The sequence below is a fragment of the Natronomonas sp. genome, assembly GCF_046710025.1.
Classification (GTDB): Archaea; Halobacteriota; Halobacteria; order Halobacteriales; family Haloarculaceae; genus Natronomonas.
On record NZ_JBKEGK010000067.1, the window covers coordinates 1 to 11,789 of the forward strand.

General features: G+C 66.3%; 11 protein-coding genes and 1 pseudogene. 5 read left to right on the forward strand and 7 right to left on the reverse strand.

Translation table 11 applies throughout. The features are described from left to right. A partial coding sequence (mutS, locus tag ACI944_RS06520; protein ID WP_411718246.1) for a DNA mismatch repair protein MutS occupies window positions 1–1,975 on the forward strand: 1,975 nt, incomplete at its 5' end. Between the two features lies 1 nt (window position 1,976). On the opposite strand, the gene nucS is transcribed toward mutS, so the two are convergent. From nucS to ACI944_RS06540, 4 genes are all read right to left on the reverse strand, one after another. After that, a complete protein-coding gene (gene nucS, locus ACI944_RS06525; RefSeq protein WP_411718247.1) occupies window positions 1,977–2,726 on the reverse strand; it encodes an endonuclease NucS in 750 nt (249 codons plus the stop codon). Window positions 2,727–2,812: 86 nt separating this feature from the next. Continuing rightward, entirely contained in the window at window positions 2,813–2,938 is a 126-nt protein-coding gene (locus ACI944_RS06530) for a hypothetical protein (RefSeq protein WP_411718248.1), read from the reverse strand. Beyond that, complete coding sequence (locus ACI944_RS06535) at window positions 2,935–4,509, reverse strand: sodium:solute symporter family transporter (protein WP_411718249.1); 1,575 nt, start codon at window positions 4,507–4,509, stop codon at window positions 2,935–2,937. Before ACI944_RS06535 ends, ACI944_RS06530 begins: the two co-directional genes overlap by 4 nt. 1 nt (window position 4,510) lies before the next feature. Beyond that, a complete protein-coding gene (locus tag ACI944_RS06540; RefSeq protein WP_411718250.1) occupies window positions 4,511–5,263 on the reverse strand; it encodes a TenA family protein in 753 nt (250 codons plus the stop codon). 174 nt (window positions 5,264–5,437) lie between these two features. Here ACI944_RS06540 and ACI944_RS06545 point away from each other — a divergent pair, with 174 nt between their 5' ends. Further along, window positions 5,438–6,361 (forward strand): thiamine-phosphate synthase family protein, encoded by a 924-nt coding sequence (locus ACI944_RS06545; protein WP_411718251.1) that lies wholly within the window; start codon window positions 5,438–5,440, stop codon window positions 6,359–6,361. Between the two features lie 3 nt (window positions 6,362–6,364). Here the strand turns inward: ACI944_RS06545 and ACI944_RS06550 are convergent, their stop codons facing one another. Both ACI944_RS06550 and ACI944_RS06555 read right to left on the reverse strand, forming a co-directional pair. Beyond that, window positions 6,365–6,994, reverse strand: coding sequence for a DsbA family protein (locus ACI944_RS06550; protein WP_411718252.1), 630 nt, complete (start codon window positions 6,992–6,994; stop codon window positions 6,365–6,367). 131 nt (window positions 6,995–7,125) lie between these two features. After that, window positions 7,126–8,184 (reverse strand): aldo/keto reductase, encoded by a 1,059-nt coding sequence (locus tag ACI944_RS06555; protein ID WP_411718253.1) that lies wholly within the window; start codon window positions 8,182–8,184, stop codon window positions 7,126–7,128. Window positions 8,185–8,403: 219 nt separating this feature from the next. On the opposite strand from ACI944_RS06555, the gene ACI944_RS06560 reads away from it, so the two are divergent. Next, complete coding sequence (locus ACI944_RS06560) at window positions 8,404–9,309, forward strand: acyltransferase (RefSeq protein ID WP_411718254.1); 906 nt, start codon at window positions 8,404–8,406, stop codon at window positions 9,307–9,309. Window positions 9,310–9,585: 276 nt separating this feature from the next. Here ACI944_RS06560 and ACI944_RS06565 read toward each other — a convergent pair whose 3' ends face one another. Continuing rightward, on the reverse strand, window positions 9,586–9,777 hold the full coding sequence (locus tag ACI944_RS06565) for a hypothetical protein (RefSeq protein WP_411718255.1): 192 nt from the start codon (window positions 9,775–9,777) through the stop codon (window positions 9,586–9,588). Window positions 9,778–9,959: 182 nt separating this feature from the next. On the opposite strand from ACI944_RS06565, the gene ACI944_RS06570 reads away from it, so the two are divergent. Together ACI944_RS06570 and ACI944_RS06575 are read left to right on the forward strand one after the other, a co-directional pair. Then, window positions 9,960–11,102 (forward strand): acyl-CoA dehydrogenase, encoded by a 1,143-nt coding sequence (locus ACI944_RS06570; RefSeq protein WP_411718256.1) that lies wholly within the window; start codon window positions 9,960–9,962, stop codon window positions 11,100–11,102. Window positions 11,103–11,465: 363 nt separating this feature from the next. Further along, window positions 11,466–11,666 (forward strand): annotated as a pseudogene (locus tag ACI944_RS06575) (IS5/IS1182 family transposase); the annotation flags it as partial. Window positions 11,667–11,789 lie beyond the last annotated feature (123 nt).

Genomic DNA, 11,789 nt, shown 5'->3' on the forward strand with positions numbered 1-11,789 from the left:
CTCGGCGTTCGAGTTCGAGGCCGCCGCGGCGAAGGCGTCGTCGTACTTCGGCGAGCACTCGCTGGCGGGCAAGGCCGAAACCCGCGCCATCGGGGCGTTGCTCGCCTACGCGGAGTACGCCCGTGGCGTCCGGACCGACGGCGAGACCGGTCGCTTGGAGTATCTCACCCATCTCACACGCTATGATCCCCGCGAGTACATGCTCCTCGACGCGGTCGCGCTCCGGTCGCTAGAGGTGTTCGAACCACGACACGTCCATGGACTCGAGGGGGCGGCCCTGATCGAGACGATCGATGAGACCGCGAGCGCGCTCGGGGGACGGACGCTCCGGGACTGGCTCCGCCGGCCGCTGCTCGATCCCGACCGGATCAGGGGGCGTCTCGACGCGGTCGGAGCGCTTCGCGAGCGCGTCGGTGGCCGCGAGCGCGCAGGGGAGTTGCTCGCCGACGTCTACGACGTCGAACGGCTCGTATCGCGGATCTCCCGCGGCCGCGCCGACGCCCGCGACCTCAGAGCGCTCGAATCGACGCTGTCGGTCGTCCCCGACCTCCGTGCATGCCTGTCGGACGCCGCGGGAGACAGCGATCTGTTGGCGTCGATCGAGTCCGATCTCGACGACTGCCCCGGGGTCAGGGGGCTGATCGACTCGGCGATCGCCGAGTCACCGCCCATCGAGATCACCGAGGGGGGCGTCATTCGCGAGGGGTACGACGAGCGACTCGACGATCTCCGGCAAACCGAACGCGAGGGGAAGGCGTGGATCGACGATCTCGAGGCCGACGAGCGCGAACGGACCGGGATCGACTCGCTGAAAGTCGGGCACACCGCCGTCCACGGCTACTACATCGAGGTGACGAACCCGAACCTCGAAGCAGTCCCCGACGACTACCACCGTCGGCAGACGCTGAAGAACGCTGAGCGCTTCTACACGCCTGAGCTGAAAGAACGCGAAGACGAGATCATCAGCGCGGGCGAGCGCGCCGATGAACTGGAGTACGATCTGTTCAGAGCGGTCAGAAGCGAGGTCGCCGAGGCGACCGAGCGGCTACAACGGACCGCCGACGCGGTCGCCCGCCTCGACGCGCTCCGCTCGCTCGCGGCCGTCGCAGCCGAGTACGGCTACTGCCGCCCCGACGTGGGGGCCGACGGGATCGACATCGAGGAGGGTCGGCACCCGGTCGTCGAGCGGAGCGAGGCGTCGTTCGTTCCGAACCCGACCGACCTCCCGCGCGAGCGCCCGATAGCGGTTCTCACCGGCCCGAACATGTCGGGCAAGTCGACCTATATGCGCCAGGTCGCGCTGATCTCGCTGCTCGCGCAGGTGGGGTCGTTCGTCCCGGCGGCGCGCGCCGAGGTGCCGATCGTCGAGCGGGTGTTCACCCGTGTCGGCGCCTCAGACGACATCGCGGGCGGGCGCTCGACGTTCATGGTCGAGATGACCGAACTCGCCGCCATCCTCGAGGCGGCCGACGAGGATTCACTGGTCGTCCTCGACGAAGTTGGGCGCGGCACCTCGACGCGGGACGGCTACGCCATCGCGCAGGCGGCGACGGAGTACCTCCACGACTCGGTCGGTGCGTACACCCTTTTCGCGACGCATCATCACGAGCTAACGGACATCGTCGAGGGGCTTCCGCGGGCGCGGAACTACCACTTCTCGGCGGAGCGAAGCGACGACGGCGTCGAATTCGAACACGACCTCCGCACCTGCCCCGCCGGCGCGTCTTACGGTATCGAGGTCGCCGAGATGGCCGGCGTCCCGGCGAACGTCGTCGAGCGGGCCGAGGCGCTGCTCGCCGGAGAGACGCGCCCGACAGCCCCCTCACATCGGCCGTCCCGACCACGGACAGACCCGGCGAGCACCGACGGCGGTCGCGAGGCCCTGCTCGCGGAACTGGCAGCGATTGATCTCGCCGAGACGACGCCGCTGGAGGCGCTAAACCTACTTTCGAAACTTCAATCCGAGCTCGAATAGCCTACGGCTCGTCGCCACGCGGCGACAGCGGAACGAACTCAAGACTCTCCTCGGCGAGCAGCGCCCGTGCCCGTTCGGTCACGGAGGGCGCAACGAGTAGCCCCCGAACCTCGGCGCCCGCGTGGAGATCGCGTTCGAGTGCCTCAACGTATCGGTGCAACTGTCCGACTGCGTCCGGCCCGACGCGGCGGCGCTTCAACTCAAGGACGACCGTCCGTCCGTCGTCGTCCTCGCCGTAGACATCGACTGCGCCGGCGGGGGTTCGTCGCTCGGTCGCGAGCGGCCGAAAGCCAGCCTCGACCAACTCCGGTTCCGCCAGGATTCGGCGCTTCAGGTCGGCCTCTGTTCCGACGACGTCGATCGATTCCTCGTCGGTCGGGTCGAACGCGGCCGCGAAAGCGACTGCGGAAAACCGGACTGTAAGGCGTTCGTCGGGCGAGGAACGGACGCTCTCGACCACGAGTTTCCCGTCATCGACCCGGCAGTTGTGGGCGGACCCGGGGGGCTGCCAGTTCACGGGTTTCTGTCCCTCATCGGTGTGGACGAGCGCCGTCCCGTCAGGTTTCAACATCACGTGTCGGTCCCCCGGTGCCAGCGACGAGGCTGCTCGGCCGTCGTACTCGACGGCACAGCGGCCGAAAAGCGTCGCGAGCGCGTTGCGTTCGATCGCGTCAGCGACGAAGGAGGCGGCCGCCGACACGTCGGGATCAGCGAGGGTCCGGGGAGTCCGAGCCGTCGGATCGTCGGCCATCGTAGCGACGATAGCCGCGTCGGGGGATTAAACCCCGCGTTCGCCCGGCGGTGTCAGGGGCGCCAGGTGCTCGAATCTATCTTCGCTCAGGCCGACTGACGGTCGAGGACGAGCGCGCGGGCGATGTACACGAACACGACCACGACGAGGAGAACCGAGCCCCACACGAGGGCTGCAAAGGTCGTCGGTGCGACGGCCGAGGCGACGATCATCGGCGCTCACCCCCATCCTCGGCGGGGTGACGGTCGTCTTGGCCGCTCTCCTCGCGCGCTGTGGACGGACGCTCGACCCCGCCGTCGGCGACCGGGTCGTCGAGCGCGCGGACACGCCCGTCGATCGCGTCGAGGTCGGCTCCGGCATCGGACAGCGCCGTCGCGACGAGGGTGACGGCGACGGAAGCGCCTGTCGCGCCGGCGAAGGCGACGAGGAACGACGGCTCCGGCAGCATACCGTCGACTTGCGGGATAGTCGCGAGGGCCGCACGCAACAGCGGGAAGTGTGCGACGCCGGCGGCGATCCCCGAGACGCCGGCGAGAATCGCCCCGGGGCCGGAGAGGCGTTCGGTGTACAGTCCAGATATAAACGGGAAGAACACCGCGGCGGCCAGCAGGTCGGCGGTCAAGAACAACTGGAGGACGCTGTACCCCTGGGCACCGATGATGATCGCCCCGAGTGCGACCGCGACCGTCAGCCCCCGACCGCCGAGCCAGAGGGTCCGCTGGTCGGCGTCGACTAGCCTGGCGAGGTCGGCGGTGACGACGCTGGCGATGGCGTTAAACATCGTGTCGGCCGAACTCATCACGAGCAAGACGACGAGCACGACGACGACGAGGGTAACCCACGTCGGGAACGCCTCCTCAAGGACGAGAAAGAAGGCGATGCTCGCGGTGTCGGGGCCGGTGAGGCCGAGCGCGGTGGCCGCGACGCCGAACAGCCCGGCAAGCAGGATCATCGGAACGACGACGACGGCGGCGGCCCCGAACCCGCGACGTAGGGCCACCTCGCCGTCGGCGGCGTACACCCGCTGCCAGATCCCCTGGTTCAGCATGTTCGCGCCGAGGATGGCGAAGGCGACGTAGATCCCGAACTCGATACCGGGGCGAAAGGAGGGATCGAGCAGCGGCGTGTCGGCAGCGATCGCGGCGGCGTGAATTTCGCCTGCCCCGCCGAGGGCGACGAGCGCGCCGCCGAACCCGACCGCCAACAGCGGGAGGACGACGAGCGTCTGGATCGTGTCGGTAACGATGCTGGCGACGAGGCCGCCGTATACGGTGTAAATGAGGACGAAGCCGCCGATGAGAAGCGCCGTCTGCCACTGGGGAACGCCGGCGACGAGCGAGAGCGCGCCAGCGATGCCGGTCATCTCGGCGGCGAGGAAGACGAACATGTAGAACACCGAGACGACGAGCACGAAGAGGTACATCGCCGGACCGAAGCGGGCGTAGGCGAACTCCGTCAGCGAGTGCCCCGACGGCATTACCGACCGGATCCGGGAGCCGACCGGGATGAACAACAGAAGCGGGATCGTACTGCCGATGGCGTAGCCCAGGATCGCAGGCAAGCCGCCGAAGGCGGCGCCCGCCTCGGCGGGGCTGAACAGGATCCAGGCGCCCATCATCGAGGCGACGACCGTCGCCGTCACCGTGCCGTGGCCGGCGGAGTCCCGCGCCGAAATGAAGTCTTCGACGGAGTCGACACGCCCACGCGCAGCGAGGAGGCCGATCGCGGTGAACACTGCGACCGTTGCAGCCGTCACGCCGAGGACGAGCGCGCTCGAGACCATCTCAGACACCCCCCGAGCCGGATCGGTCACCCGGGTAGTGCGTGTCGAAGAACTCGACCTCGAGTTCGACGGTGCGAGAAAAGAGTCGTTCGACGCGGCGACGACGCGGCGGCGATAGCTCCGGCCCGACCGAGTCCAGTTGTCCCCGGAGCCACCCCACGAACGAACGGAAGGAGTCGGTGGCGTGGAGGTCGATCCACTCCGCGTAGTAGAACGGCAGGCCGGCGCCGTCGCTCGGCGGGTCGGTGCCCGGGTCGGCGTGGGCCTCGACGGCCGCGAGTGCCCACGACTCGTAGATCCACTCGGCGGGCACCAACACGGCGAGCGTCTCCGCGTACCCGCCCTCCCGGGCGGCCCGCCCGAGGAGGTCGATGAAGGCCTCGGTCGTTTCGGTCCGCTCGGGGTCGACGTATCGATCAGCCGGCACGTCCAGCGCCTCGAAGGAGCGTTCGAAATAGTCGTTTTCGGCGTCGGTCACGACGTCGAGAAACTCGATCAGGGGGCGCTTGGCGGCGATTCCGGGGGCCTCCCCGACGGCGAACCCGAACGTTCCGACGAGGGCGTCGAGAAAGGCGTAATCCTGGACCAGATACGCCGCGAACGCGTCCGGATCGAGCGTCCCGGCACCGAGGTCGGCGACGAAGGGGTGTTCGACCGCCTCGGAGAAGGCGGGGTCGGAACGCTCCCGGAGGTGGTCGCTAAAGCGCTTCGTCTCGGGTCGGTCGACATCGCTCCCGTCCGTTTCGGGCGTCATCGTGACGGATAGTTGTCGTCGGGCGGTATATAACTAACTAATATTATCTGATTATACGGCTGGCGCGGCGGCGGGAACGGCGAGCGGGACTGATCGGCCGGCCATGATACGATCGGGCGGCCGGCGTTGGAGGCCGAGGAGACAATTGAAGAGCGGGTCGGCCGAAGGGCGGATATGACCCTGCAGTTGCCGAGCGAGATCGTCGTCGATCGGTTCCTGCCGACGCTCCGGGTGCGGCTCGCGGCGGCACTGGACGACCGCGGAATGACCCAACAGGAGATCGCCGACCGCCTCGGGGTGACACAGGCGTCGGTCAGCAACTACGTGGGTGGAGCCGTCGAGGGCGAGGAGCGGTTCCTCGAGGACCCACGCTTCGAGACGACAGTCGAGCGCATCGCCGAGGGGTTCGTCGACGGAACGATGGACGAGTACGAGGCCATCGCCGAACTGCTCGAGTTGATCCGGGCGTTCGAGGATCGAGGCCCGATCTGTGCGATCCACGAGGCGGAGGTGCCGGCGCTGCAGGGACTGGGGTGTGATCTCTGCATCCGGGGGCGCGATGCGGACCTGCGGGCCGAACGGACGGCGATCGAGTCCGTCCGCCGGGCGGCGCGGGCGGCGAAGAACGCCCCGGCACTCGTCGATCACGTTCCCAACGTGGGCACCAACATCGCGACGGCGCGTCCGGACGCGACGGACGAACTCGACGTGGCAGCGATCCCGGGGCGGGTACACGCCATGCACGGCCGCATCAACGTCCCCTCAGATCCCGAGCTCGGTGCCTCCGAACACGTCGCCGGGATGATCCTAACCGCGATGGACGCCGACGCGTCGGTTCGGGGCGCAATCAACCTCGCGACAAGCGACGCGATACTCGCCGCCGCCCGCGAGCGCGGGATCGACCCCATAGAGTTCGAGGCGGGCTACGAGAACCGCCGGGACCGGTTGGCGGCCGCGTTTGATAAACGGGGGTCGGTCCCGCGAATCGTCTACCACACCGGGGCGTTCGGTATCGAACCGATCACGTACGTCCTCGGCGAGTCGGCCGTCGAAGCGGTCTCGCTCGCGACGGAACTGGTCGATGGCGACCCCGGATAGTTCTCAGACGCCGTCGACGAGTCGTTCGAGGTGCTCCGGCGGGACGGCTCCACGGGCGGCGTGGTCGTCGTAGACGAACGTCGGGACGCCGGTGATACCGTCACGGTTCGCCTCGGCGAAGCGCTCTCTGACCTCCGCTCGGAGCGCGTCGTCGTCCAGCGCCGAGCGCACCTCGTCGGCTCCGACCCCGGCGTCCGCCGCGAGTTCGACCAGTAGGTCGGTATCGCCGATGTCCTCACCCGCCTGCCAGAGCGCATCGAAGACCGCCTCGTCGAAATCGAGCCACGTTTGATAATCGTGGTGTTCGCTGATGTAGTACGAGACGACCTGTGCGGGGAGCGAATCGATGTCCGTCGCTATCTCGAGGTCCATCTCGACGTCGTATCGCTCTTGGAGGCGGCGAACGTTCTGCTTTGCCTGCTCGAAGTACTCGTCGTCTTTCCCGTCGTCGACCGAGTGGTCGATCGTCCCGTCTGGGTTGCGCTTTTGACTTCGAAGGTCGAACGGATGCCACTCGATTTCGAGGTCGGCATCGCGGCGCGTTTGATACTGCGAGAGCGATTCGCGGCCGAGATAACAGAACGGGCAGACGTAATCGGAGTACACCGTGATCGTCCGAGATTCGGAACTCATAGGTTTAGTTGCGGTCGGACATATAAAAGGGTGGTTCGACCGCCCGCGGCGGGCGCACGGTCCGAGGGCGCAGCCAGGTTTATCGAGGGAGTTTATAAACGTGACAGCGTCCGTCGACCGATTATCTCGGTCTAGCTACCGGCCGATTCCTTGTCCAATTCCGCCGTGTCGATGTCCTCGCCGCCGACCGACGACCGCAGCGCGTCCATCCCGTCGTCGCCGTCGATGCCGAAGTTCTCCGCGTAGAGTCCCTGGACGCGCTCGTACTCGTCCTCGGAGAGCGCCGGGACATCGCTCGCGGCGGTCCACTCGTCGATGTCCTCGCGGGTTCGGAACGTGGGGGTGACCGTCGCGACCGAATCGTGATACAGGAGCCACTGAAGCGCTGCCTGGGACATCGTCCGCTCGCCGTCGCGTTCCAAAAAGCGCAGCGTCTCGATCTTCTCCCAGCCGGTCTCGTACCACTCGTCAGGGCGGTACGCGCGATGGTCGCCCTCTTCGAGCTCCGTCTCCGGGCGGACCTGCTCGTTCAGAAGCCCCGAAGAGTGGGGGACGCGCGGGATGAGACTCGTCGTCGACCCGGTGCGGTCGATCGTCTCGAGGAAGTGGTTGCCGACCTCCTGTTCAAAGGCGTTCCAGACGAGTTGGACCAAATCGAACTCCTCCTCGATGGCCATGTCGCCCTCGGCGAGCCAGCCGATCGAGGGGCCGAGCGCCCAGCCGACGGCGTCGATGCGGCCCGCCTCTTTCAGTTCGTCGAGGAACTCGAGCACGTCGGCGTCGACCTCGCTGACGTTGGCGTTGTGAAGCTGTAGGACGTCGATTCGGTCGAGACCGAGGCGGTCAAGCGACTTCTCGAAGGCGTCTTCGAGGTACGCCCGGTTCATCTCCTTGGGCAACTCGCCGTGGCCCGCCTGGGGGTTGTTGTAGAAGTCGTACCCGACCTTCGTCGCGACGGTGACGTCGTCGCGGTGGCCCTCGACGGCCCGGCCGATGAGTTCCTCGGAATCGCCGTGGCCGTAGACATCGCCGGTATCAAAGTAGGTGACACCTTGGTCGATGGCGTAGCGGACCATGTCGATGGCTTCCTCGTCGCTTCGGTCGCCCCACCAGTCGCTGCCGACGACCCACGCGCCGAAGCCGATTTCGGAGACCTCGACGCCGGACGTCCCGAGCGTTCGGTAGTTCATACACACGCGTTGTGTTTTGACCCACTTATCCCCCGCGGTCGGTCCCACGGCCCCGGACGGGCGTGCGCCGTCCGGGTTTAAATCGGGGCACGCGCTCCAACACCGAAGAGGCGATGCGGTCTGTCGGGCCGGAGAAGATGTCGCTACATCACTCCCAGTCGGTCGTGTGAGCTACACACAACAGCAACCCCTAACAACCACGACGCCGTGGAAGCGGATATGACGAAGCGCCACGTCTCGCTACCGGCCGACGCCGAGGACGGCCTCGGCGCCTTCATTGAGGAGGTCGACCGCCGGCTCTCGGGCGAGGAAGACACCTGCGCGGTCGTCGAGGACGTCCTCGTCGATCTCCACGGGGACCGGCAAGCGTACGAGCGGTGGCAGGCCGGCGAAGACATCTCCGCGGCCGAACGGGTGCGACTGCAGGGCTACGATCCCTGTAACGCGACGCTCGAAAGCGAGTACTACGCCGAGAAGGACGAGGCGACCTTCGAGCGCTCGAAGCATCTCCAATGGCTCTGGCGGCAGTTCGACGCCACGCCGATGGCCGACAACGTCGAGTTCGCGCTCCGGTTCCGGCGGATGCTCGCCGATCACCTCTTTGCGGAGTGCGGCGACGGCTGCCGCTTTTTTAAGGGCATCACGTTCACCTACGGTCACAACATCTCCGTTGGTGACAACGTCGTCGTCCACGACGACGTCCACCTCGACGACCGCGGGAAGTTGACGATCGGCGACCGCGTCTCCGTCTCCGACGGCGTCCACCTCTACAGCCACGACCACGACATCGTCGATCAAACCGAGATCGACAACTACCACACGATAATCAGAGACGACGCCCGCGTCACCTTCGACGCGATGGTTCGTGCCGGCTGTCGGATCGGCGAGAACTCGATCGTCGGCGCGCGTAGCGTCGTTCAGTCGGACGTGCCCGCCCACCACGTCGTGGTGGGCCAACCCGCACAGAGCGTCCGTATTAAACCGGGGTGGGAGGACGTCGCCGAACCGATCGATGGCGACCACCCCGACGGACGCGAGGACCGGCACCTCGAGTACGACCTTCCCGAGGACCTCGAGCAGTTCGACGAGTTCCAGCGCGACCTGAACCCGCCCGCGGGCCGGTAAGCGGGGCCGTTGGCAGGCTGATTGTCCGTCTCGTTCGGGTAGTCCCGCAGTCGCTCGGGACACTCTGTATAACTCCGATCGGTGAGCAAACGACACGGCACTCATCTGTCTCGTAGCCCACTGTCGAGGCATCCGCGGCGGTGGTCACCGTCGGACGGACAGCGACACTCGTGGGTGTGGTGCATCACGGTCGTTGTGTCGCTCCGTACACCGTCTGCACCGAGGGCATCGCTACGCGACAGGTGCTGAGGGGGCGGTGACCGCTGGCTGGCCACGTCACTCGGTCGTGACGGCCGAGGCACCCTCGGTCAGCCGCCGAGCAGTCGTGCAGTTGAGACACGCGTTGACCTCGTCGTCGTTGTCGCCGAACACCTGTCGGAACCGACGCGAGACGAACGCCCCACACGCGCTACAGCGGCGGGCGGTCGGGGAGTCAGCCGCCTGCGTTTCGGGGAATCTCGAGACCATAGATTCCGTTCTTCCGCGGCACGCACTTAGTTAAGCGGTCATTTTTGCACCTTGTTTCCGGTGGGTATATAAAAGCGCGAACGGCGATTCGGTCGGTGTCGCTATCCGGTGGAGGGCAATCACACGGCACTCGCGGTCCGGCAGAGAGCAACTGTAAAGTGATGAGGGTCGGACAAACCTACATGGATTTCAGTTACACTGCCGAACAAAAACAGATCACCGACATGGTCGCGGAGTTCGTCGACGAGGAGATCGTCCCCGTCGCCGCCGAGATCGACAAAACGGACGAGTTTCCGACCGACATTATCAGCCAACTCGCCGAGTTGGGCCTCATGGGGATGCCGTTCCCCGAGGAGTACGGCGGGGCCGGACTCGATTATCACGCCTACCCGGCGGCGCTCGAGGAGATCTCCCGCGGGTCGGGGGGGCTCGGGACCATCGTCGCGGCCCACGTCTCTCTCGCCGGAAACATGGTCTATGCGTTCGGCAACGAGGAACAAAAACAGGAGTACCTCACGCCGTTGGCGCTCGGTGAGGACATCGGCGCGTTCGCGCTCTCGGAGGCGGGGGCGGGCAGCGACGTCCCGGCGATGGGGACGACCGCCGAGAAGGAGGGCGACGAGTACGTCATCAACGGCGGCAAGCTCTGGATCTCGAACGGCTCGGTCGCCGACACCGTGGTCGTCTTCGCGAAGACCGACCCGGAGGCCGGCAACAAGGGGATCTCCTCGTTCGTCGTCCGTCCGGAGGAGGACGACGGCTTCATGGTCGAAGGAACGGAGGAGAAACTCGGCGACAAGGGCTGTCCGACCGCCGAGTTACGCTTCGAAAACCTCCACGTCGACGAGTCACGCCGCCTCGGTGAGGAGGGACGCGGCTTCGTCCACGCGCTGAAGACACTCAACGGCGGCCGAATCACCATCGCGGCCCGCTCGGTCGGGATTGCACAAGCCGCCCTCGACGAGGCGACGGAGTACGCCCAACAGCGCGAGCAGTTCGGCAACCCCATCTCCGAGTTCCAGGCGATCCAGCACAAACTCGCCGACATGGACACGAAGACGCGCGCCGCACGGTTGCTCATGCACTCGGCCGCCGACAAGAAGATGGACGGCGAGGACTTCGTCAAGGAGGCCGCCCAGGCCAAGCTCTACGCCTCGGAGGTCTCACGCGAGGTCGCCAACGAGGGGATCCAGATCCACGGCGGCTACGGCTACACGAAGGACTTCCCCGCCGAGCGCTTCTACCGCGACGCCAAGCTCAACGAGATCTACGAGGGCACGAGCGAGGTGCTGCGGAACACGATCGCGAACGAGCTGTTCGACTAGACCGAACCGGCGGCGACCGGAACCGTTTCGGGTCGACGCGGCGGTCGGGTACGTTTAAATTCGCCACCGGTCGTTCCGCGGGCCTTGTGCCAGAGACCACGACGAAGCCACGGGCCGCCGCACCCGTGGTACTTCACATCGGACGGTGTATGACGACGATCCGACCGAGGACCGGCGGTTTCTATACTCAGTTCCGTCGACCCCCGGAGGAAATCGACCTATTGAGGGTTGACGGAAGCTCTTTAATATATTCGTACGTTAGCAGGCATATGCCCCGAAAATCGGGCATAGTTTCAGACGAGCCCTTGTGGGGTTGAAGCGACGACCCACAGGCCGGACACGCCGCTCTCGACAGCACGTTCTTCGACCGCCGCCGACAACGGCTTCCAAAGCTGGCATACCGAGTACGAAATCGCCGCATATGACGTTGAGGACCTCGTTCACTATCGCGGATCCTCACCGAAAGCAGCTCTAAACAACGCGCTCAACCGGGCAAACGGCTACACTCAGCGCTGGATGGCCGAAACATCGTATTCGACAACCAAGCGCTCGCTCGGCAAGGCGCGGCACCCGGGCTGTAACGCCCATGACTCGGCTTCTTTCGCACACGGACCAGTCACGCCCACGTGCTCTGAGGCACGGAATCGCGTTCGGTCTCTTGCGCCCCATATCTTGTTTCACGCTCTC